Annotated in this window: 25 protein-coding genes; 6 read left to right on the forward strand and 19 right to left on the reverse strand. The window is 54.3% G+C overall.

Annotated features, from left to right (window positions below; translation table 11 throughout):
- Positions 1–29: 29 nt before the first annotated feature.
- The 3 genes from AB8846_RS03895 to AB8846_RS03905 form a co-directional block, all read right to left on the reverse strand.
- Positions 30–503, reverse strand: a complete 474-nt coding sequence (locus AB8846_RS03895) for a hypothetical protein (RefSeq protein ID WP_311392450.1) — start codon at positions 501–503, stop codon at positions 30–32.
- A 126-nt stretch (positions 504–629) separates the two neighbouring features.
- Positions 630–1,595, reverse strand: coding sequence for a hypothetical protein (locus AB8846_RS03900; RefSeq protein WP_370732097.1), 966 nt, complete (start codon positions 1,593–1,595; stop codon positions 630–632).
- Between the two features lie 639 nt (positions 1,596–2,234).
- Positions 2,235–3,143, reverse strand: a complete 909-nt coding sequence (locus AB8846_RS03905) for a LysR family transcriptional regulator (RefSeq protein ID WP_370732098.1) — start codon at positions 3,141–3,143, stop codon at positions 2,235–2,237.
- Positions 3,144–3,237: 94 nt separating this feature from the next.
- On the opposite strand from AB8846_RS03905, the gene AB8846_RS03910 reads away from it, so the two are divergent.
- From AB8846_RS03910 to AB8846_RS03920, 3 genes are all read left to right on the forward strand, one after another.
- On the forward strand, positions 3,238–4,200 hold the full coding sequence (locus AB8846_RS03910; RefSeq protein WP_370732099.1) for an NAD-dependent epimerase/dehydratase family protein: 963 nt from the start codon (positions 3,238–3,240) through the stop codon (positions 4,198–4,200).
- A gap of 81 nt (positions 4,201–4,281) precedes the next feature.
- Positions 4,282–4,725 carry a PACE efflux transporter gene (locus AB8846_RS03915; RefSeq protein ID WP_370732100.1) on the forward strand — a complete coding sequence of 148 codons (444 nt, stop codon included), beginning with the start codon at positions 4,282–4,284 and terminating at the stop codon, positions 4,723–4,725.
- Between the two features lie 137 nt (positions 4,726–4,862).
- A complete protein-coding gene (locus tag AB8846_RS03920) occupies positions 4,863–5,234 on the forward strand; it encodes a VOC family protein (protein ID WP_370732101.1) in 372 nt (123 codons plus the stop codon).
- 12 nt (positions 5,235–5,246) lie between these two features.
- Here AB8846_RS03920 and AB8846_RS03925 read toward each other — a convergent pair whose 3' ends face one another.
- Complete coding sequence (locus AB8846_RS03925) at positions 5,247–6,014, reverse strand: DeoR/GlpR family DNA-binding transcription regulator (protein WP_331414118.1); 768 nt, start codon at positions 6,012–6,014, stop codon at positions 5,247–5,249.
- Positions 6,015–6,100: 86 nt separating this feature from the next.
- On the opposite strand from AB8846_RS03925, the gene AB8846_RS03930 reads away from it, so the two are divergent.
- Positions 6,101–6,685, forward strand: coding sequence for an NUDIX domain-containing protein (locus tag AB8846_RS03930; protein WP_370732102.1), 585 nt, complete (start codon positions 6,101–6,103; stop codon positions 6,683–6,685).
- An 83-nt stretch (positions 6,686–6,768) separates the two neighbouring features.
- Positions 6,769–7,527 carry a trans-aconitate 2-methyltransferase gene (gene tam / locus AB8846_RS03935; RefSeq protein WP_370732103.1) on the forward strand — a complete coding sequence of 253 codons (759 nt, stop codon included), beginning with the start codon at positions 6,769–6,771 and terminating at the stop codon, positions 7,525–7,527.
- A gap of 6 nt (positions 7,528–7,533) precedes the next feature.
- On the opposite strand, the gene AB8846_RS03940 is transcribed toward tam, so the two are convergent.
- From AB8846_RS03940 to AB8846_RS03975, 8 genes are all read right to left on the reverse strand, one after another.
- Positions 7,534–8,724, reverse strand: coding sequence for a cytochrome c biogenesis protein/redoxin (locus AB8846_RS03940; RefSeq protein ID WP_370732104.1), 1,191 nt, complete (start codon positions 8,722–8,724; stop codon positions 7,534–7,536).
- A 139-nt stretch (positions 8,725–8,863) separates the two neighbouring features.
- Positions 8,864–10,162, reverse strand: a complete 1,299-nt coding sequence (locus AB8846_RS03945) for an ATP-binding protein (RefSeq protein WP_370732105.1) — start codon at positions 10,160–10,162, stop codon at positions 8,864–8,866.
- On the reverse strand, positions 10,159–10,899 hold the full coding sequence (locus tag AB8846_RS03950) for a response regulator (RefSeq protein WP_063142774.1): 741 nt from the start codon (positions 10,897–10,899) through the stop codon (positions 10,159–10,161). Before AB8846_RS03950 ends, AB8846_RS03945 begins: the two co-directional genes overlap by 4 nt.
- Positions 10,900–10,943: 44 nt before the next feature.
- Positions 10,944–11,939 carry an alpha/beta fold hydrolase gene (locus AB8846_RS03955; protein WP_370732106.1) on the reverse strand — a complete coding sequence of 332 codons (996 nt, stop codon included), beginning with the start codon at positions 11,937–11,939 and terminating at the stop codon, positions 10,944–10,946.
- 145 nt (positions 11,940–12,084) lie between these two features.
- Entirely contained in the window at positions 12,085–12,525 is a 441-nt protein-coding gene (locus AB8846_RS03960) for an N-acetyltransferase family protein (protein WP_370732107.1), read from the reverse strand.
- A 12-nt stretch (positions 12,526–12,537) separates the two neighbouring features.
- Positions 12,538–13,008, reverse strand: a complete 471-nt coding sequence (locus AB8846_RS03965; RefSeq protein WP_370732108.1) for an N-acetyltransferase family protein — start codon at positions 13,006–13,008, stop codon at positions 12,538–12,540.
- A gap of 9 nt (positions 13,009–13,017) precedes the next feature.
- Entirely contained in the window at positions 13,018–13,605 is a 588-nt protein-coding gene (locus tag AB8846_RS03970) for a hypothetical protein (protein WP_331412281.1), read from the reverse strand.
- Positions 13,605–14,567: a hypothetical protein gene (locus AB8846_RS03975; protein WP_331412282.1), complete on the reverse strand. Its 963-nt coding sequence runs from the start codon at positions 14,565–14,567 to the stop codon at positions 13,605–13,607. Before AB8846_RS03975 ends, AB8846_RS03970 begins: the two co-directional genes overlap by 1 nt.
- A 176-nt stretch (positions 14,568–14,743) precedes the next feature.
- Between AB8846_RS03975 and AB8846_RS03980 the strand changes: the two genes are divergently transcribed.
- A complete protein-coding gene (locus AB8846_RS03980; RefSeq protein ID WP_054829724.1) occupies positions 14,744–15,292 on the forward strand; it encodes a GNAT family N-acetyltransferase in 549 nt (182 codons plus the stop codon).
- On the opposite strand, the gene AB8846_RS03985 is transcribed toward AB8846_RS03980, so the two are convergent.
- From AB8846_RS03985 to glsB, 7 genes are all read right to left on the reverse strand, one after another.
- A complete protein-coding gene (locus AB8846_RS03985) occupies positions 15,280–16,194 on the reverse strand; it encodes a bestrophin family protein (protein WP_193939615.1) in 915 nt (304 codons plus the stop codon). The genes AB8846_RS03980 and AB8846_RS03985 overlap by 13 nt on opposite strands.
- Positions 16,195–16,395: 201 nt before the next feature.
- Positions 16,396–17,847 carry a tagaturonate reductase gene (locus AB8846_RS03990; protein ID WP_370732109.1) on the reverse strand — a complete coding sequence of 484 codons (1,452 nt, stop codon included), beginning with the start codon at positions 17,845–17,847 and terminating at the stop codon, positions 16,396–16,398.
- Positions 17,848–17,965: 118 nt separating this feature from the next.
- Positions 17,966–18,493, reverse strand: coding sequence for an N-acetyltransferase family protein (locus AB8846_RS03995; RefSeq protein ID WP_370732110.1), 528 nt, complete (start codon positions 18,491–18,493; stop codon positions 17,966–17,968).
- 82 nt (positions 18,494–18,575) lie between these two features.
- Entirely contained in the window at positions 18,576–19,541 is a 966-nt protein-coding gene (locus AB8846_RS04000; RefSeq protein ID WP_063142782.1) for a sensor domain-containing diguanylate cyclase, read from the reverse strand.
- A gap of 119 nt (positions 19,542–19,660) precedes the next feature.
- Complete coding sequence (locus AB8846_RS04005; protein ID WP_370732111.1) at positions 19,661–21,100, reverse strand: diguanylate cyclase; 1,440 nt, start codon at positions 21,098–21,100, stop codon at positions 19,661–19,663.
- A gap of 113 nt (positions 21,101–21,213) precedes the next feature.
- A complete protein-coding gene (locus AB8846_RS04010; protein ID WP_370732112.1) occupies positions 21,214–21,570 on the reverse strand; it encodes a DUF4186 domain-containing protein in 357 nt (118 codons plus the stop codon).
- On the reverse strand, positions 21,570–22,496 hold the full coding sequence (gene glsB / locus AB8846_RS04015) for a glutaminase B (RefSeq protein ID WP_063142785.1): 927 nt from the start codon (positions 22,494–22,496) through the stop codon (positions 21,570–21,572). Before glsB ends, AB8846_RS04010 begins: the two co-directional genes overlap by 1 nt.
- Between the last annotated feature and the right edge of the window lie 23 nt (positions 22,497–22,519).

Genomic DNA, 22,519 nt, shown 5'->3' on the forward strand with positions numbered 1-22,519 from the left:
CGATGGCGGGTTTTTTACGGGATGAACGCTTAGCGCGCTGTTTTAGCACGCGTCTGGCTGAGAAGCTTGCGCCAGGCACGATTATGCAGAGTAAACAGCAGCATCTTATAGAAGGCGGTGGAAAGGATACAGCTGCCGCTAAGCAGTAGCATGACGATACTCACTAGCGCCGCGGTCAGACTGACGCCCGGAGCAGCGCTACCGCTCAGCGCGACCAGCAGATAGGCCGCCGTTAATACCAGGCTTATCACCGCCAGCGTAAGGTGTAACCGTACGGCGCGCATGCTGCCTTTGCCAATCATAAACATCGTCACGCCGTTAAGGCCAGCGAACAGAAGGGCGATCAGGACAACCCACACGAATACGTGTCCCGCTGGCTGATCGAGTCCGGCGAGTACGCCATACCCCAGCCACAGCTGCGGAATGGCGAAACTGACAATCACCCCGAGGGTACTGATTGCCGCTGGAATACCCATGGTGTGAAGGCCTACAGGTTTGCCCATTTCTTCAGCCAACTGAGTCTTTAGCTGTTGCAGCTGTGTCGGGGAGGCATTGCTTATGCTGGTAGCCACCTCGTTACAGTGTTGCAGGCGACGGGGAAAAATTTTAACCATTTGAATACTCAGCGTTTAGTTAGGCGAAAATGACTGCAACAGACCGACTACATAGCGCCCGGACTGGACGGTGTTTTGAGGATTGCGGATCGTCCCCGTGAGTGAACTGCCCACAAAGGCCGATGCGTTGTTCACAGCACTCATCAGCTCACGTTGCAGTGATTTTTGTAATGATTCGCTGGGGAAACGTTTCGGGTAGACGCCTGCGCGGATCGCTGCCTTCACGCCGGCGCTGGAGATACCTGGATTCTGCGCTTTAATGATCTCTTCCGTGATGCGCTTACGCTCAGCACGGCTCAGGCTTTGGAACCAGGCGGTAACTTTATTTGAGGATGCCGCTTTCATCAGCTTGTACGTTTCTAAAGTACCTCGCAGCGCGGTTCCTGCGGCAGCCAGCGAAATGACATCCAGAACCGTCGTGGTAGCTACATACCAGTCCTGGCTGTCGAGCCAGGCAACATCGGAACCATGATCGTTATGGATAGCCAGCAGACGGCCCGCGCCAATCATGCATTGTGCGCCAGTTGCCAGCGTACCGGACAGGCTAATCGCGGCAATCACACCGGACCCGCCAGCGGTGAAAGGCACTGCCGCACCGGCACCAAACGCCATAACAAGCGTAACAATCATCGCGCCACAGGCAAAACCGGTTGAGGTAATTTCCGTAGCAAGTGAGGGAGTCGTTAGCGTCGCCACCACAGCTTTTTCTGCACTGATTTCCTTAGCATCCGGAATTTTACTGATTACCACATGGCTGACGGTGCTCTGATTCACATCTGCAATGCGGCGTGAAGGGCGTACCAGCCAGCGCTGTTTGCCATCATCAAAAATGATGCCGACATTGTAAAAGTTACGCGTGCAGTCGAGTTGGGCGGCCAGCTTTTTAAAATCGATATCAGCACCGGTTTGTAGTCCCAGGCTGCGCGAGAGGTCATAAGAGGGAAGGGTGCTGTCAGGCGACTGCTGACCTGGTAAGTTCATCGGGGAAGCTCCTTCATTCCGTGAGGACAATTAATTAGCAGGGTAATTTATTGAAGAAATTTATGATTCGCACTTTAAGACTTAGATAATAGCAGCGTTAACTCATCGATCAAATCACTTCCGAGCCGTTGATACAACCAGCCTTCGTGGGTCCTGATGTAGGTTATGGCCGTTACCCAACGCTCATCCGGAGCATCCGGGTTTGAGCGTTGTATCTAATCATCCGTGTTTTTAACCTGAACGGTGACATAAAGTTGCCTGGCAGTCGCAGAACTGCAGTGCAAGCAATCATACCTAATGTCGAATATTTGTATTCTCTACTCATTTACTGCTGAATTTAAACTTGAAGCAGCAATGTCAGGGGAAAACGCCTCCAGGGTTGCTTCTCACTCCAGAACAGGCTGAACTCAGGGAAATGAGAAAACTAATACAACACCTGGAAATGAAAATGAGTTGGAGGGTTAGGTAAGTGTATGATTAATTGTACTCTACAGGCGGTTATGAACTAAATGTCCATCAAACATGATTTAACATAATATACATTATGCGCACCAATATGGACTAAGGCGAAATCTAGCGTTTTGTGGACACATTGGTCCTGCATGCTAATGGCCTTTGAAAGCGTCTTCGCTGACCACCTCACCGTTTTGCCCTGTTGATATAAGCCTGTAAACCCTCAGCAAGAAAATCAAACACCGTTTTACAGGCCTGGCTGTGACGTAAATCCTCATGCATCACCAGCCAGGTGTCGAGATGAAATGCAAAGAAATCAGGCATTATCCTCTGTAGCTGCGGAAAAAAATCGGCGAGCTGTACCTGACACATACCGATACCTGCTCCGGCGCGTATGAGATTTAATTGTGCAATATCACTGTCGGTTCGCACGGTAAACAGATCGCGGTTTAGCTGTGGGTACTGTTTAAGTGCTTGTAAAATAAAGGGCGTCATGTTGTCGAAACCCACGAGCGTATGGGTAAATAACTCATCAATACTTTCCGGCGCACCATGTCGTGACAGATACGCTGGCGCGGCATGCAGACCTATTTCAATCCTGCCCATCCGACGCGCAATCAGTTGCTCCTGCACCGGAGTGGTCATGCGTACAGCAATATCCGCTTCCCGGTTCAGTAAATCCTGAACGCGGTTAGACAGAACCAGTTCAACGGTTATTTGCGGGTATTCTTCCTTTATGTGTGCAATCACCGGAGGCAGAACCTCGGTGCCGATAATTTCACTGGCGGCAACGCGCACTACGCCCCGTAATCCGGTTGCGCCGGAACTGAAACTGGCAGCCGACCGCTCAATCATCATGGCCGTATTTTCCATCGCTTGCGCATGGCCCTTCAGCTCGACGGCTGCGTCCGTGGCCTGCAATCCTGTCTGCGAACGGGTAAATAAAACAAGGCCGAGGGCTGATTCCAGTGCCGCAATATGACGTCCGGCAGTTGGCTGGGTAATGGCCAGCCTGCGTGCGGCCCCAGACAAGGACCCTTCTTTCATCACGGCCAAAAAGGTGCGATACCATTCCCACGGGATATTGAGCTTCATACAAAAATGCATACCTGCTGGCTTATATTATGCAATTACATTTATCCCGTGCGCTCATTAAGATGTCAAGCAGATATCCAATAAGGGTCAGACGATGAAAAGCACAGATAAGGTACTGATATTGGGCGCAACGGGCGGGATTGGTGGCGAAATTGCCCGTAAATTGATCCATGACGAATGGGATGTACGTGCATTACGCCGCAGCGTTCCGGGAAAAGACGCGCACAGCAATAGTATTACGTGGATAAGCGGCGATGCGCAGAATGCTGAGCAGGTTGAGGCCGCGGCGTCCGAATGCAGCGTGATTGTCCATGCCGTTAACCCGCCGGGGTATCGAAACTGGGAACAGCTGGTTTTGCCCATGCTGCATAACACCATCAGCGCAGCGGAGCGAAACGGTGCATTAATCGTTCTGCCGGGCACGATTTATAACTACGGTCCGGATGCTTTTCCCCTCTTACGCGAGGATTCCCTTCAGGATCCGGTTACCCGAAAAGGAGCCATACGTGTGCAAATGGAGCAGGAGCTCGCAGCCTATGCACAGCGTGGCGGAAAGGTACTGATTTTGCGGGCTGGCGACTTTTTTGGTCCCCATGCTGGAAACAACTGGTTTTCACAGGGATTAGTCAAACCGGGGAATCCACCGAAGGTCGTTAAAAACCCCGGGAAAACCGGCGCAGGCCATCAGTGGGCTTATCTGCCGGATGTTGCCGAAACGCTCGCAGCACTGCTGGTACGTCGGGATGAGCTCGAGCCGTTTGCCTGTTTCCACATGCGCGGGCATTGGGATCCTGATGGGACAGCGATGACCGCAGCCATAAAGCACGTCGCGGAGCGTGCCGGTGTTAAGGCGAAGGTGAAGCCATTTCCGTGGTGGCTTGTCTCTATGATGAGTCCTTTGAACCCCACGCTGCGTGAAATGCGGGAGATGCGCTATCTTTGGGAGCAGACAATAGAGATGGATAATTCAAAACTGATTGCTTTTTTAGGCCATGAACCGCAGACCCCTCTTATTGAGGCCGTGCATTCCACATTAGCGGGCCTGGGCTGTATTTAACATAATCCTAACCTGCGCGTTTAGTAAGGGTTGAACGATGTCTGATATACTTCAGCTTTTGAAAAATGCAGCCCTAAGCAAATGGAAATTGAATTAAATAAAAGTGTTCAAGAGCGAATCTTTCATGCTGTCATTTTTGAAGTGATAGCTAACGTTATCATCGCGCTGTCGCTTGCCTGGCTGATGAACGTGTCGGTACTCCAGTCAGGTTCGCTGTCCGTGATATCCGCACTCACCGCGACGGCCTGGAATTTTGTATTTAATAAACTCTTCGACTCTCTGCAAAAAAAACATCAGTTTCAAAGAACATTTCTCGTTCGTGCGATCCATGCGGTGGGATTTGAAACAGGACTGATCGTCACCTTAATTCCCGTCGCGATGGTTATGCTGGATTTAACCATGACTGAGGCATTTTTCGTTGAGATTGGTCTGGTACTGTTTTTCCTGCCATACACAATGCTGTTTAACTGGCTATACGACTACCTGCGCTGGACATTTGTTGGACGGAAACGCTCTGCGATATAGCGGTTAATGCCATTCGTCCGTCTCGGCATCGGAAAGGACTGCTTTAATAGACGCCCGTCACATTGCCACGTTCTTTAGCATGTTCGCATCCCTCTCCTTCTATACTTTTTATTTCTCTCTTTTATAAGGAAGGAACCATGTTCGATCATGTGAAATTCGGCGTCAGTGATTATGAAAAAAGTAAGACCTTCTTTCTCCATGCGCTTAAGCCGCTTGGTGTAGAACTCATCGATGAAGGCACGCCAGACTACGGTGTCGAAATGAGTTCAGGAGACGTTTCGCTCTGTCTTTTTCAGACAAATGATAAACCTGCCCCTCTGCATCTGGCGTTTGTGGCCAACACGCGCCAGCAGGTCGATGCGTTTTACCATGCCGCCCTGCGCGCCGGCGGACGTGATAACGGCGGGCCGGGGTTGAGGTCATACGGTGAAAATTACTATGCCGCGTTTGTCATCTCGCCTGATGGCCACAATATCGAGGCGGTTTGCCATGCGCCGGATCGCGCGTAGCTCAAGGCCTCTTCAGTCGCTTTCTGAGGTCAACACGACGGAGACCCCCCTTTCCGATACCGCGCGGATCCAGTCCTTATCGGTATTGTCTTCAACGACGATGGTGTTCACCGATGACACATCGCCAATCACAAACGAAGACGCTGTGTTGATCTTTTCCGGAGAAGCCAGGACAACCGTCTCCGCGGCTCTGCCGGAAAATGCACGTTTGATGCACGCCTCTTCGAAATCACCGGTTGTCAGCCCCGCGTCGGGGTGAATGCCGGTCACGCCCATAAAGAACAGATCTGCATGAATATTTTCGATACCTTCGATGGCCGCAGCGCCGACCGCAACGATAGAGTGCTTATACAAGCGACCGCCGATCAGAATCACCTCAATGGACGGATGATCGACAAGCCCCAGGGCAATGCTTGGGCTGTGCGTAACCACCGTAATGCGTAGGTCTGCCGGTAAAAACGTAATCAGCTCCGAGGTCGTCGTGCCACCGTCGACGATCACCACCTGGCCTGATGAAATCAGCTTCGCGCCTTTGCGGGCCACTCTTTTTTTCGCATCCATTTTCACGGATTGTCGTTCAGCAAAGGGCGCAATCGCGGAAGATGCCGGAAGCGCGCCGCCGTGAACGCGCTGTAAACGCCCTTCTGCCGCCAGCTCGCGCAAATCACGCCGAATGGTGTCTTCAGAGACGTCAAAGAACACGCTAAGCGCTTTTGACTGGACCTGACCTTCGGCATCGAGCTTTTCGAGGATCAATTGTTTTCGCTGACTGGTGAGCATCATGAATTCCTGATATTGCATGTTTTATCTTGAAACTGCACGATAATGCTGTTTATGATAATTACTCTACGTAAGGAGGAACAAACGTGCAATCAAAACGTGCAGATGTGCGCATCATTGACAGTGAAACGCTGTCAGATAACTGGTACGTCCTTAAAAAATACACCTTCGATCTGCAGCGACGCGATGGCGAGTGGCAGCGTCAGCACCGGGAAGTCTACGACCGTGGGAACGGCGCGACGATTCTGCTCTACAACCGTGATAAAAAGACGGTGATCCTGACTCGCCAGTTCCGCTTCCCCGCCTTTATCAACGGCCATGAGGACGATTTAATCGAAGCCGCTGCGGGATTGCTGGACAATATGGATCCCGAAAGCCGCATAAAAGCAGAGGCGGAAGAAGAGACGGGATTCCACGTTTCACGCGTGCAGAAAATCTTTGAAGCCTATATGAGCCCGGGTTCCGTTACGGAAAAGCTCTATTTTTATCTTGCCGAGTACCAGCCGAAGGACAGAACCGGCGCAGGCGGCGGGATCAAGGCGGAAGGAGAAGATATCGACGTGCTGGAAATGACGCTTGAAGAGGCATTACGCGGCATTGAAACGGGCAAGATTGTCGACGGGAAGACCATCATGCTGCTTTATCATGTTGCGCTGAAAGGCATTCTCTAGCCTGCCGCTCTTCGGACACCTGCCGCCGTGCAGGTGTCCGCCTGTGCTATTCTTGCAGAAGCATGCAAAACGGAGAACCGAAAATGGCCGACTGGAACCCTTCTCTTTACCTGCAATACGGCGCGGAAAGAACGCGTCCTGCCGCTGAACTGCTCGCCAGAATTCCTCTGGATGAGGTCTCCACCATCGCTGATTTAGGCTGCGGGCCAGGAAACAGCACGGCGTTGTTGAAGCATCGCTGGCCATCGGCACGCATCACCGGGGTCGATAACTCCCCTGCAATGCTTGAGGAAGCACGCGGCGCGTTACCCGACTGCCATTTTGTTGAGGCCGATATCCGCCAGTACAAGCCTGGCCAGCCGCTGAACCTGATTTACGCTAACGCATCGCTACAGTGGATCCCAGACCATTACGACCTCCTGCCGCACCTTGTTTCCCTGCTCACGCTTAACGGCGTATTAGCGATCCAGATGCCTGACAACTGGCTTGAACCCACTCACGTAGCGATGCGCGAAGTGGCGCTGGAGCAAGACTACCCCGATCGCGGCCGCGAACCTCTGCCGGGCGTGCATGCCTATTACGACATCTTGTCGGAGGCCGGTTGTGACGTGGATATCTGGCGGACAACCTATTTCCATAAAATGAGCTCCCACCAGGCCATTATTGACTGGGTAAGCGCTACCGGTTTGCGCCCGTGGCTCCAGGAACTGAATGAGAGCGAGCAGAAACGGTTCCTGAAACGCTACCATGAACTGCTGGAAGAGCAGTATCCACTCCAGGAAAACGGGCAGATACTGCTGGCCTTTCCGCGGCTGTTTATTGTGGCTCAGCGTCAGCCCTGAACGAGGCTATGAACGGGCCTCTTTGAGCAGCTGTTGGATAACCTTTTCCTGCTGCTCATAATCTCCTTCGCCAAAGGCGGTATAGCGTAGCTGGCCTTTGGCATCGAAATAGTAGTGAGCTGGCCAGTACTGGTTACCGAAAGCGTTCCAGATTTGGTAGTTGTTATCCGTCACCACCCGATACGGCAGCTGCCATTTATTTACCGCATTTTTTACCGAGGCGAGCGGCTTTTCCCAGGGATATTCCGGCGTGTGAACCCCAATCACGACCAGCCCCTGCGACTGATACTTTGCGGCCCAGTCTCGCACGTGCGGGAGCGTATGCTGGCAGTTAATGCAATCCCACGTCCAGAAATCAATCAACACCACCTTACCCCGCAAGGATTCAGACGTGACAGGGTCACCGTTAATCCACCCTGTCCCGCCGCTTAGCGAAGGCAGCTGGCTGCTGGGCTCTGTCATCACGACCGGCTGGAGCTTCACCGGCGCGGCTGTGGGTTTCGCCAGCGTCAGGAGTGTTGTCTCCAGACGGTCCGCAACGCCGTTTGCCCCTTTCAGAAGCGAGGTCATTCCTGTTGCGTTAAACACGACAGCCGCCAGCATCGCCACGCCCGCCCCCTGCCGCAGCTTTTCCATCAGCGCCGATTTTGCTCTTAGCGGCGCCATCAGCGTGCGGCCTCCTAAAACGAGCAGGCTTAACATCAGCGCGCATCCGCTGCCATAGGCCGCCAGCAGCGCGCCCGTTGCAATGGCCGAGTGGCCCGCGATATTAATGCTGAAAATGGCGCCCAGTATGGGCCCGGCGCAGGGGGACCAGAGCAGCCCGACCGCCAGCCCGGCCAGAAAAGCCGATGCCATACCGCGCGTTTTCCCGCTTCGGGCGTTGAGGACGTTTCCCGCGCTGACGGCCGGACCCGCAATACGCTGGGCGAACGACGGAAAAATTAAGGCCAGCGCGGCAGCGGCCAGAATGACGAGGGCGATCCAGCGCCCGACGATGGTTGCCTCTGCGATCCACTCGCTGGCGACGGTGACGACCATCGCCACCAGGGTGAACATCACGATCATCCCCGCGAGCAGGGCCAGAATATGGCGTCGCTGCCCCTGAAAACCGGCGAACAGGAGCGGAATAACCGGGAGCGTACATGGACTGAGCAGGCTTATCATCCCGCCCAGAAAAGCGATTAACAGAAACATAGAAACCTCACAATACAAGTCCTGCGACGCTGCAGTGAGGCTATTTCATCGTGCGGATGTGTTCAGGATATGTGTAAAAATGCGGGTTTTGTCTGGCTCTGTATCACCCGGGCCGGGAGATACAAAGCCGTACAATTACCTAACGGAGCGGTAGCGTAATGGAGACATCCAGCCCGCCTTCGGCCCGGTTCGTCAGGTTGAGCTTTCCTTCCAGCTGAGCGGTGAGCTGCGCGGCAATCGCCAGCCCGAGTCCTGTTCCGCCGGTATCGCGGTTGCGAGATGTTTCAACCCGATAAAACGGCTGTAATACCGCCTCAAGCTCGGCTTCGGGGATCCCCGGTCCGTCGTCCACAATGTGAATAACCACCTTGTTGTCAGACGAATCATCTATGGCAATCGCAGCACGCTCGCCGAACTTGAGGGCGTTATCCAGCAGGTTGGTCATCACCCGGCGAAGCGCCTGCGGACGCGTGACGATCGGTAAACGGGCTTCGCCTGCCTGAAACTGCACGTTTTTACCGATGTCCTGATAATCGCAGGCAATGCTATTGACCCATGCGTTCAGCTCCAGCTTCAGCGAGGTCTCTTCCAGGGATTCTGATGACCGGGCATACGCAATACCCTCCCGCACCAGACGCGACATGTTATCAAGGTCGTTTAAGAGCTTGTCCCGCAGTTCAGGCTGCTCCGTCATTTCAACGCGAAGCTTCATGCGGGTAATGGGCGTCTGAAGATCGTGAGAAATGGACGCCAGTATCTGCGCGCGCTCTCTGAGATAAGACTGAATGCGCGCCTGCATTGCGTTGAAGGCATGGGCTGCACGCTGCACCTCCAGCGGCCCTTTCTCCGTCATTGGCGTGCTGGCCGCAGGATCCAGTGCATCCACCGCGCGGGTAAATTGTGAAAAAGGCCGTACCACCTGCCGCACGGCGATCCATGAGCAGGCCGCCAGGAGAAGCAGCTGCAGGATGAGCACAACGGGCAGCCAGCTGGCGACCGGCGGCATGCGCGGGATCAGGTCAATGGTCAGCGGCGAGCCATCGCGTAACGTAAGATGCGCCTGGATGTGCGAAATGGCGCTGGGAACGGCGGTGAAGCTGAGCGGATACTCTGCCGCGAGCGTCGCTTTTAAGGTACGGATGGCATCCTGTGAACGCTTATCCGTCGGCGCTGCGCCGGGCTCCCCTGTACCCAGAATATAGCGATAGTTACCCCGTTCAAGCCTCGGCAGCCAGGCCACGCGCTCGCTGGCAGGTAGCCGGTCTAAAATGGCGACGCTGGTTGCGACGTCGTTTTCCAGATTACCAAGCATCACCGTGCGGGCGCTGTGCATTCGCTCAATCATGACCAGCGTCAGGCTCAGGGCGTTAGCCAGCAGCAGGCCGGGCAGCACGACGATCAGCAAACGGGCCAGCAGCGAGCGTGGCCACAGCCTCATTCGTTAACCTCTTTGATGGTCACCGGCATCGTAAAGACGTAGCCTTCGCTGCGCACGGTTTTGATATAGGCGGGCGTACGGGCATCTTCGTTCAGGCGCTGACGAACCCGGCTAACCAGCAGGTCGATAGAACGTTCAAACAGCTCGGCGTCGCGCCCCTGCGTCAGGTTGAGCAGCTGATCGCGGGTCAGCACCCGCTGAGGATGGTCAAGGAAAACGCGCAGCAGGCGATACTCCGCCCCGCTGAGCGCCACAATCACCCCTTCCGGATCGATTAAGTGGCGGGCGACGGTATCGAGCTGCCATTCACCGAACATCACCAGCCGCCCTGCTTCTGTCACCTGTAGATTGGGCGGCATCGTGCGAAAACGCCGTAAAATCGCTTTGATACGCGCCAGCAGTTCGCGGGCGACAAATGGCTTTACCACGTAGTCATCCGCGCCCATCTCCAGACCCAGGATCCTGTCCGTCTCCTCGTTGCGGGCCGTCAGCATCAGGATGGGCAGATCTTTGTGTTTGCCGCTGCGCAGCTGCCGACACAGCGTAAGCCCGTCGTCGCCGGGCATCATAACATCGAGCACCACCAGGTCGATATGCTGTTTATCCAGCACTACGCGCATCTCTTTGCCGTTGGCCGCGCCCGTGGCGCGATAGCCCGACTTAACGAGATAATCGACAATCAGTTCACGAATATCCCTGTCGTCATCGACGACAAGGATATGATCAATATGCTCCACCGAAATCTCCAGACCGAAGGGTAACGTATTGAAAATAGCACATTTCAGAGCTTGTCAGCGTCAACGACGGCCTTGACGAAATCCTGCGGATCTTCCTGAGGTGGATTGTGCCCCACGGTTGCCCCGAAGGTACGATGCTCATATTTACCGGTAAATTTACCCGCATAGGCCTGCGGAGCCGGATGCGGCGCCCCGTTGTTTCCGCCTTCGATGGTGATCGTTGGAACGGTGATATTCGGTAGCGCGGCCAGTTTTTGCTCGTAGCTGTCGTATTTGCGCTCGCCTTTTTCCAGCCCCAAACGCCAGCGATAGTTGCTGAGCGTCACGGCGACGTGATCCGGATTATCGAGCGATTTGGCGCTGGCGTTAAAAACAGCATCGCTAAATTTCCAGTCAGGCGAGGCCTGAGACCAGATCAAACGGGCGAAGTCATGCGTGTTTTTGGCATAGCCCTCAGCACCGCGCGCGGTGGCGAAATAGAACTGATACCACCACTGCTGCTCCGCTTTTGGCGGCAGCGGCTGTTTGCCAATCTGCTGGCTGCTGATGAGATACCCACTCACCGACACCAGTGATTTAACGCGCTCTGGCCACAGCGCCGCAACGATATCCGCCGTACGAGCCCCCCAGTCATATCCTGCAAATACCGCCTGCTTTATATTCAGGGCATCCATCAGGTTTACAATATCTTTCGCCATGGCTGAAGGCTGGCCGTTGCGCGGCGTTTTGGCGGACAGGAAGCGCGTGGTGCCGTAGCCGCGCAGAGAAGGCACAATCACCCGATAGCCTTTTGCCGCCAGCGCGGGGGCGACCTCGGCATAGCTGTGAATATCGTACGGCCAGCCGTGCAGTAAAATAACCGGCTGGCCATTTTTCGGGCCGATGTCGACATAACCGACATTCAGATCGCTGGCGTTGATTTGCTGCGGATGATCAAAGGCGGCCGCGACGTTTGTGCCGGTGACTTCGGCCTGACAGGCCATCACGGTGCCAAGAGAAACGGTCATTGCGAGGGTTGAGTACGCGAGTTTGCTAAACATGTTGGTATCTCCGGTTGAGTACAATTCACGGGGATATAACAACACTGCAATGTATAGCGGATATGTGCGAAAGCGGGTTTATTGCAAGCCTGTGTATGTATCCGGGATGCTGATACAGTGTGATACAAACACAGGCGTTGTCGCCTTAAAGGGAGAGGCGGTAGCGGACGTAATCGTCAGCTTCACCATATTTGTCATAGAGTTTACGCGCCGGGTTGTTCTCCCGGGTGACCCAATACAGTTTTGACCACCCTTCGCGCTTGCCTTCCTCAATCAGAGCATCAATGAGCGCCTTACCTGCGCCCGCCCCGCGTTCGTCGGCATCAACAAACAAATCTTCCAGGTAGCAGATGGGAGCCGTTGACCAGGTTCCTTCGTGCAGAATGCACATCGCGAAACCGATGACCTTTTGGTCCTTCTCTACCACGCGGCAGAACATCCGGGAATGCGCTGAGAGCGCCCTTTCCCATGTCGATGCGGTGACGGATTCCTCAAGGTAGCAATCATAAAAATGGGTATAGCCATCCCACAGCGGTCGCCATTGGGAATAGTCATCTTCGCGTAGAGGTCTTACTGTGACAGCCATGTATTCCTCACATTACAAATCGATCGTCATTTCGAAACAGCGTAAATCAACACCTGCCATACGCGAGTGATGAAAGGTTTCGCTCAGCGTCACAAACCCCAGCTTCTGATAAAACGACTGGGCGTTAGGCGTTGCATCCAGCCTCAGGCGGGTTATCCCCCGACTGCGGGCCTCATTTTTTAGCGCCTCGATAATCCGGGTCGCCATGCCTTTACCGGATGCCGCGGGCAAGGTGAATATCGCCTCCAGACAGTGGGTATCCAGATCCAGATAGCCGGTTGCCGCAATATCACCCTTTTCATCTTCCACCACATAAAAAGGGTATTCAACGATCGTCTGCCGAAAGCGTTCGGGCATGAGATCTGGCGTCCAGCGCGCAATGACATCGGCGTCGTAGCTTGTTTTACAGCCGTGACGAATTGCTTGATTGCGAATATTCCAGAGTATTTCGGCTTCCTGTGGCTTAGCTTTTCGTAACGTCATAACCCCCCTTTAACGGCTTTTTAGCCGCATTTCCCGTGCCAGTCTGGCAAGACGCTGAGTACGACAATAGAGCGTAAACAGCACAAAGCCGCTGCTGTTCATCACCACCCGACAAAGTAACAGCGCTAAGGATGCGATGACCAGCGGCCAAAGGCCTCCGTCATGCGAAAGCAGGGTATGTAAAACCTGAACGAGGGTCGTTATCAGCAGAATGATGAACAACGCCCTAAACCCCAACAATCCCGACGTCTTCCCACGAGCCAGGAGTACGCTTATCACAATGAGCGCGCCTGTCATCGTCAATGATGGTACGAAAAAGCTCAATGCATGATGTAAAGGTGACAATCCCTGCAACGCGCTGAGAAAAGGCAGAAGGTTTAACGCAAACGCCACTAAAAAAAGAGGTAACAGCACTGCTACCGGATAAGGATTTTGACGCGGAAGCTCGCTGAGTGGACGCGAAAAATACCGTTCCAGCTCGGGCGTGGAATGATTCAAGAGACGGATATCACGATGAGCAATAGCCTCCTCTATTTCTTTGCCATGCTTCAGGAGATCCTGGAAAACCCGTCCGGTTAAAAATCTCAAAAACTTCATCAGAATACCGCCAGTGACTGAATGGTACCGATAATGTATTTACCAGTCCGTGGTAAATTACTGGGCGCTGCAATAACGCCACTCACAGCACTCCCGGCCAATGCTGCGGCACTTGTAACCACTTGCCCAAGTTGTCGAGTGAGTTCTACCTGAACAGGCCCGGTTGGAAATCGTTTCGGATAAAGACCAGCGCGTATAAGTGCCTTAATTTCCTTGTTGCTTATACCGGGGTTTTGCGCGCGAATTATCAATTCGGTCAAACGAGCACGATCCTGACGAGGATAACTTTTTAACCACTCAGTGGCTTTCAAGGAAGATATAGATTTCATTGCACGCCAGGTGGTAACTGCTTCTTTTAGCGCCCCTCCTGCACTTGCTAACGAAATTACATCCAGCGAAGTTGAGGTGGCGACGTACCATTCTTGCGTATCGAGCCAGGCAACATTACCGCCACCGTTTTCAACCAAATCATAGATACGATAAAGGCCGTTAACGCATTGCAACCCGGTCGCAAGGGTGCCTGCGTAGCCAATCGCTACCAAAACACCACTTCCTCCTGCAGTAAGGGGGGTTGCCGCCGTGCCGGCAAGCATCACACCTCCAGTGATGATCATCGCCCCACATGATAGTACCGTTGATGCAAGTTCAGTTCCCATAGATGTAGATGCCACAGCATCAGTCAAGGATTTACCTACGCTAGAGGTGGATGGTTGTGAGTTCGCTTTAGTTACAATTACGTGAGTTACAATACCACTTTGACCATTAGGATGACGCTGACCAGAGCGAACCAGATAGCGTTGAGCACCATCAGAATAAATGATCCCGGCCTGAGCGAATTCGCGATTACAGTCCATTGCGGAACCCAGTGCTTTGAAATCGAAATCAGCAGCTCCAAAACCTGCTATGCGCGCATAATCATATCCGGGTAGATTTTTCTCAGGATTCATTCCAGGCAAAACCATACATTACTCCTTATGTGGGTGGGTAAGTTAACCCAACTAATCTGACGGTAATCGAGCGCTCTGCAGAGCAAAATTTTGGTAGTAAATACGTTACAACGCAACTAAATAGAATGTGGTAGAAGTGAAAATACCAGAACGCAAACAAAAGCATAACGCTTAAATATGGAGATCCGCGGATGACGATACCGACGCTCACGACAGAACGCTTATTGCTAAAACCGCTTGTTGCTGAAGATGCAGCCCAGATTCAAAAGCTTTATCCGCGCTGGGAGATTGTCCGTTATATGGTCTCTTCCGTGCCCTGGCCCTACCCGGACAACGGCGCAGAAAACTATGTCAACAACGTGGCGCTGCCGGATATGGCAAAAGGGATCGCCTGGTTCTGGAGCATCCGACGTCGCGAGGTGCCGGATGAGTTGATGGGCATTATCTGTCTGTACGACGTCGAAGATAACAACCGTGGATTCTGGTTGGCCCCGGAGTTTCAGGGCCAGGGATATATGCGCGAGGCCAGCATTGCCGCGACGGATTACTGGTTCAATACGCTAAACAAACCCGTATTACGCGCCCCGAAAGCCGCCGCTAACAGCCGCTCCCGGCGTATTTCAGACAGTAGCGGCATGCGGCTTATCAGAACGGAACAAAAAGCCTACGTCAGCGGTATGCTGGATTCTGAGCTGTGGGAAATCACCCGCGACGAGTGGAACGCCCGTCAGGTCAGCTGATAATGCCTATCCGGCATCAGCCTTTCCGGAATGTTCTCTTCATCGTTCATCTGCAGCAGATCGCGTTCCATCATGTTGCAGATGGCGTCCAGCGGCAGATCGTTATTCTCGGTGCCAAACGGGTCTTCCAGCTCTTCCGCCAGGGTGTCCAGCGAGATAAAGGTGTAAGAGATCAGCGCCGAGACAAAGGGCGTCATGTAGTGCAGGTCCACGACCAGCGCGAACGGCAGCATGATGCAGAACAGATACACCGTGCGGTGCAAAATCAGCGTATAGGCAAAAGGCACCGGCGTTGTCGCAATACGTTCGCACCCGGAAAGGACGATGGACATATCGTTCAGACGGTTGTTCAGACTGTGGAACAGGATGTCTGAGAGTTGCCCGTTACGCCGCCGCACGGCCAGCCACTCCCCCATGATCAGTAAAATACGGTTCGCCGGTGAGTTGGCGCTCATCACGTGACGTAAATCATCCGGAGCAAGATAGCGAGAGAGCTGCTCGGCGTTCAGCTCCCGCCGCAGGGTCATGCGCAGGCAGTTGGCAAAAGCAATTTGCAGGCGGACAAATTCACCCAGGTGCTTATCGTCGGGCAAGGTGTTTTTTACCTCGCGAAACAGCGAGCGTGCCGCTATCATCAGCTGTCCCCAGAGCAGGCGAGCCTCAACGTAGCGTGAATAACAGGCGTTGTTTCTGAAACCGAGAAAGATAGCGATCGCCACGCCGAGAATGCTAAATGGCGCCACGGTAAATTTGATGCCCAGCGAGGTATACCACGGCAGCATCAGGATAACGGCGATAGAAAGCAGGAAGTTGAGCAGCAATCGGGTGTAGATTTTGGGAAGTACCGAACCGTGCCAGACAAAAATCAGTTGTAGCCAGTGCTGTTTAGGACGAACAATCATAGTGAGTTTCAGGAAAGAAAAGAGCGAGGCTATTAAACGTGATCCCCCTCACAGTTGCAAGCATGTTAACGAAACATTGAATTTTCTCGCCTGCTTAGCAATAACCGCACGGTGCTGCATGTGCTTTTAAAAAAAAGGGCAAATAGTATGTTGTAACTAAATAAAGGTATCGTTAAACCCGGCCGAAGCCGGGTCACGTGATTAGCAAAGGGATTTAACCGCTGCGCGCATTCCCTTCAGCAGAATGGCATCAAGGTCCAGAGTGACCTGGTCGACAAGACCGGAGACCTGCGTCAGATCCTGTTCCCAATGCTCGCTCACGCTCAGCACTGACTGCACCAGATCACGGGTACTCAACTGCTGGTCGCGGTGCTGCGCCCAGAGCTGCTGATAACGTTCCAGCCAGAATGCGTCATCCTGCACCGGATAGCTCTCCCCGTTACGCTCCCCGCGATAGAACGCAATCAATGCAGCCAGCGCGAACGTCAGACGCGCTGGTAATTGTCCGCCGGCCTTCTGCCCTGCCAGCAGCTGCGGCAGGATGCGGGTGCGGTATTTGGTCATGCCGTTAAGCGCAATGGAAAGCAGCTGGTGTCGGATGTAGGGGTTACGGAAACGCCCTGTTACCGCACTGGCGAAGGATTCCAGCTCGTCACGCGGCAGATCGAGAACAGGAATGATCTCCTGATAAATCGCTTTTTCGACGAATGCGCAGATCTCTGCATCATTCATCGCCTCGCCCACCGTATCCAGCCCGGCCTGGAATGCCACCGGCACCAGCGCCGTGTGCGCGCCGTTCAGGATGGCGACTTTGCGCTCTTTGTAGGGCCTGATGTCGTCGACAATCAGCACGTTCAGCGGGTGCTTATCCAGACGAAGTTCGCGCGCAAGGGATGCCGGGCCCTGAATCACAAACAGATAGAAATGTTCAGCCGTGTCCAGGAACCCATCGTGATAGCCCAGCTCCGCTTCCAGGGCTGCCGCTTCGTCACGCGGGTAACCCGTCACGATGCGGTCAACCAGCGTCGAGCAGAAGCTGTTGGCGTCGTTTAGCCACCGGATAAAGGCGGCAGGCAGCGCCCACTCCTGGGCATAGCGCAGAACGAGTTCACGCAGTGCATCCCCGTTGTAGTCAATCAGTTCGCACGGAATGATGATCCAGCCTTTATCCGGTGCGCCGTTGAAGTGGCTGAAGCGCTCAAACAGCAGTCGCGCCAGCTTCGCCGGGTAGCTCACCGCAGGGGCATCGTCGAATTTGTCACCCGCGTGGTAGCTAATACCCGCTTCGGTGGTGTTCGAGAAAACAAAGCGCATATCCGGGTTGTGTGCCAGTTTCAGAAACGCGTCATAGTCGTCGTAGACGCTGATCTCACGGTTAACCGAGCGGATAAGACGGCTCTCACTTACCGCCTCACCCTTCTCATTCAGGCCGCGAATGATAGTGGTATACAGTCCATCCTGCGTGCTCAGCGACGGCGGGAAGTCGCTCTGAATAGGACGGACGATAACCACACCGGCGTTAAGATCGGTATGTTCATTTAACAGGTCAATTTGCCAGTCGACAAAAGCACGCAGGAAGTTGCCTTCACCAAACTGAATGATGCGTTCTGGGTATTGAGCACCGGGAAAATCACGACGGTTGAGCGTGTTCACAAGGGGGTTCCTTTTATGATTAGTCATACAGCCTGATAAGATTGGTACGATAACTTATCAAAACTTAACGACCGGGAACCCTGTTTTGATCAATCCACGGCGTAGTTGTACAAAATAATCATAAGAACTTATAGAGCACGGACGTGGCCGTCATGGCGCCGTCCGGCATCAGCGCATAGCGCGGGATTTCCCCCACCTTTTGCCATCCGGCGCGCTGGTAAAAGGTCTCGGCCCCGCTGCCGGTAGCGGTATCGAGTACCAGAACCAAAATATTCCTGGCCCGGGCCTCAGCTTCAAGCGCTTCCATCAATGCCATCGCGGCACCTTTCCGGCGCGCTTTCTCGTGAACCAGCAGCTTCGCCACATCGGCGCGATGCGGCTGGTTTTCAGGCTGGTCTGTGATTAGCTGCACCGTTCCGATGACGCCGTCCTGCGGATCGACGCAGGCCAGCACGAGGCGCTCGTTGCGCCCTACGCTTTCAGCAACGCCGCGCCAGAAAAAGCGGCCCGTCTCCAGGCTAAAGGGAAGCATAAAGCTGACGGATGCCCCGCCGTTCACACAGTTTTCGAGGATCCCGGCCAGCGCATCAAGGTGGATGAGAATTTCGTCTCGGGTGAGATTTTTGATTTGCAGTGAGGTATTCATTGTTTTTCCTTACGTTGAATACCGTCACTGTGCATTTAACATCTTCTTAACGCAAACGGATCGGACATAGGCTTTTGCTATGTCACCGGGCGCGCTGGCGCTGCTGCTTCATGGCATACATCTTTTCATCGGCCTCTTTTAACCACTGCTGCAGGTCGTTGCCGTTATGATCGAATTCACTTAGCCCCCATGAGAAGTGGAGCGACCAGGGGTGAAGCTTCCGGGCGTTATAGCTTTCAACCTGCTCGGCGAGATACTGCATGGCAATCCAGGCGCCCTGCTCATCCGTATCCGCGAACAGCACGGCGAACTCGTCCCCGCCAAAACGGACCAGCAGATCCGCTTCGCGGAAAGAGGCACGCATCAGCTGCGCCATGGCTTTCAGCGCCTTGTCCCCCTCTTCATGCCCGAAGCGATCGTTAATTTCCTTAAAGCGATCCAAATCCAGCCAGCCGAGCGTCAGCGGCTCGGCCCGGCGCCGGGCAACGGAAAGCGTGAAGCGCACAAGTTGATTAAAGCCCCGACGGTTGAACAGCCCGGTTAATTCATCCGTGGTCGCCGCGCTGATGGCAGCAAATTCATCTTCCGCCAGCGCGCCAAGGTCTCCCAGGACGGCGAGGTCGGCGGCAGAAAACTCCCGGGGAGCGTAATCAATCAGGCACAGCGAGCCAACGCTAGCGCCGTCACGCAGGCGCAGCGGGAAGCCCGCGTAAAACCGCACGCGAGGTTCACCGGCCACCAGCGGGTTATCCGCGAAACGATCGTCCTGAAGCATATCCCCCACCACCAGCGGCGCTTCGGCGAGGATCGTGTGCCCACAAAATGAGATGTTACGCGGAACGGTGCCTGGCGCCTGGCCGTCGGCCGACTTCACGATGAGCGAATGCTCATCAATGAGATTGACCATCGCCAGCGGCACCTGGAAGAAGCGTTTTGCCAGACGCGTTAACCGGTCAAACGCCGGGGAACTGTCGATCTCAAGCAGGCCTGATTCACGCAGTGAGTTAAGACGTTCCGTTTCATTTTCAGGGGTTGCAGGTGCTTTCATAATGTCTCCTGACGTAAAGCGTTACTAAAAGCGTAGCTTAAACAGAGACATTGTCAGTGTTCTGACAGCCTGTTAAGCCGCTTACTATTCACGTCAATGCCTTATGACGATTAACGCAGCTAAGTTTCACTCCCGGAGGGCGCGGCAATTTGCTCGTCCGCCACCCGGGCGCTGGTGCGGTTTCGACCCGCTTTTTTTGAACGATAGAGATGATCGTCCGCTTCGGCCATGAGCTTGTTGAAGACCTCGGTCAACTGCCATGACTCAGCCTTTCCGCTTCCGAGGCCAATACTGACCGTCAGAAAGAGCGTCTGTTGGCGCCACGTAAAAGGATGGCTGGCAACGGTGGATCGGATACGTTCAGCCAGTTCAAAACCGTGCTGCGCGTCGCCTGAATTGACCACCACAGCGAACTCTTCCCCGCCCATGCGCGCCACCATGCCGTCTTCGCCGACTACCTGCTGAACCTGTCGGGCAAACGACGCCAGCACGCGGTCTCCGCACTCGTGGCCGTAGTTATCATTAATGCTTTTGAAGTAATCAATATCCAGCAGCATGACGGTCAGAAAACGTGTATGCCGGTACGACTCTTCATGCTTTAACGCCTCATAAAGCCCGGAGCGCGAGTAGACGTGCGTTAAAAAGTCATAATCCGCCCTCAGCGAAACCTGGCGGATCAGGGAATTAATCGCCGCCATGCTGACGGAGACCATCACCGGGCAGATCGCCATCGTGGCGATCCCCAGCCGGGCTGAAAACATCATTGGCGTCGTAAACGGCGTCGCCACGGCAATATTAATAATCGAATTGGCGACCAAAATGATTTCAGTGGCGCCCGTGATAAACGTCAGCAGACAGGTCGCAGGCAATGAGTAACGAACCGCACACCAGATAAGCGCGGGCAGAGGAAACGAGAGGCTCCCCGCGCCGCCGATCACTACCGACGCGACCACCGAGACGATCAACGCCATCACCGGCAGCAGCTGCTCCAGTCGTAACCTGAGTTCACGCCCGGGCATACGCAACGTGAGCATACAGGGCACAACGAGCACGCCGGTTGAGAACTGCTCGCTAAACCAGTCGGCAAACAGCGGCCAGAAGGTGTGACTGTCAATCCCGACCGACCCCACCGCGCCGAGCAAGGCACAAAGCATCGCGGCAATCAGACAGTAGTTAAACAGGCGTAGTGCGTTAATCGGATCGGGGGTTTTCTTCATCAGCCGCTTGTCGCGCTGAACCAGTACGGCGACGACAACGATAAAGATCATGTTAGACAGGTTGATCACCACTGAGGCTATCCCCCAGTTGGTCGTCACCGCGTCGTACAACAGCATCGCGACATAACATACCGCATAGTAATGCAGACGATTCAGGTAAACATAGCGGGCGAAGATCCCTGCCATGACGCCATTCAGCGGCCAGAACAGCGACAGGGCCTCAACGAGCCGTAATTCCGCGCCCACAAAATAGAATAAGGTGGTGAGCATGAAGATCGTCGATGCATTTCGCAGCGGCGTGTCGGGTCGGAACGGCCTGAAAGCGGTAAGTGCAGAACGCATTAAATATCATTCCATATGAAAGCTTATGGCAATTATTGCGGTCGTCAGCATGATCGGGACTAACTTGGGATGCATCTATAACACAAATACCACGGGAGCATAACTCGTCAAATTTAGGCGTTCATCTGCAGCACCAGCCAGTGGTGGATGACGCTGACGATATAATTTTGTTGCGGCACGGAGAGCGTTACACCCTGTGGAATGTTATGCCATTTTGCCAGACAGCCCCGACAACAGGTGGCGGTGGCATGCTGGGCGATAAACACCGGATGTCCGCGCATGGGCGTCTGTTTACCGTCGTTTGCGGGGTGCGCGGGCGCAAGGCGCTTTTCGACAAAATCCGCGGCATGCTGGTCAATGGTTTCGGGGCCCTTGTCCCAGCAGTACTGTCGTTCCTTATCGCCTAAGCGAAAGCGCGAGCGAAATGTCGATCGCGCCAGGCGTGAAAAGAGAGGATCCAGATCGGACATCAGTATACGGAACGTCCCAGACGCTGGGTCAGTTTCTCCAGAACCGCTACGCCAGCAAGCGAATTTCCCGTTTCATCCAGTTCCGGGCTCCAGACGGCTATCGCCATTTCATGCGGCACAATCGCCACGACCCCGCCGCCGACGCCCGATTTAGCCGGAAGCCCAACGCGCCAGGCAAACTCGCCGGCGTTTTGATACATCCCGCTGGTGGCCATCAGCGCGTTAACCTGCCGAGCCTGAAGCGGAGAAACGACCTCCTGGTCGAGATGCGGCGCGTGCCCCTGATGCGCAAGGAACAGGAACGTCTGTGCCAGCTCAACGCAGCTCATTTTCAGGGCGCAGTAATGGAAGTAGTTTTGCAGCACGGTCGCCACGTCGTTATGGAAATTACCGAAGGATTTCATCAGCCACGCGATAGCTGCGTTACGGGCGGAGTGTTCAAACTCCGAGCGCGCCACCACCGCATCATAGGCAATATCGTCAACGCCCGAGAGCTGGCGAACAATCTCCAGCATTCGCTGGCGCGGTGCGCTGAGGCGACTTTGCAGCATATCGCAGACCACCAGCGCCCCGGCATTGATAAAGGGATTTCGCGGTTTACCTTGTTCAATCTCAAGCTGAAGCAGCGAGTTAAAAGGCTGGCCGGAAGGATCTTTACCGACACGCTGCCAGATCTCGTCTTCTTCATACTGGCGCATCGCCGCAACCAGGCTCAGCACTTTCGAGATGGACTGAATGGAAAAACGTTCCGTTGCATCGCCTGCCTGGAATCGCTGTCCGTCGATGGTACAGATAGCAACCCCTAGCTTATTCCCGCTCACCGAGGCAAGGGCCGGAATATAGTCGGCAACCTTCCCCTTTCCAATTAACGGACGAACCTGCGCCAGAATCTCGTCCAACATCTCATTATGGATGACCGCAGCCACACTTTGCTCCTTGCCCTCAGGCT

Source organism: Enterobacter sp. KB-221C9, assembly GCF_041320715.1.
GTDB lineage: Bacteria > Pseudomonadota > Gammaproteobacteria > Enterobacterales > Enterobacteriaceae > Enterobacter > Enterobacter asburiae_D.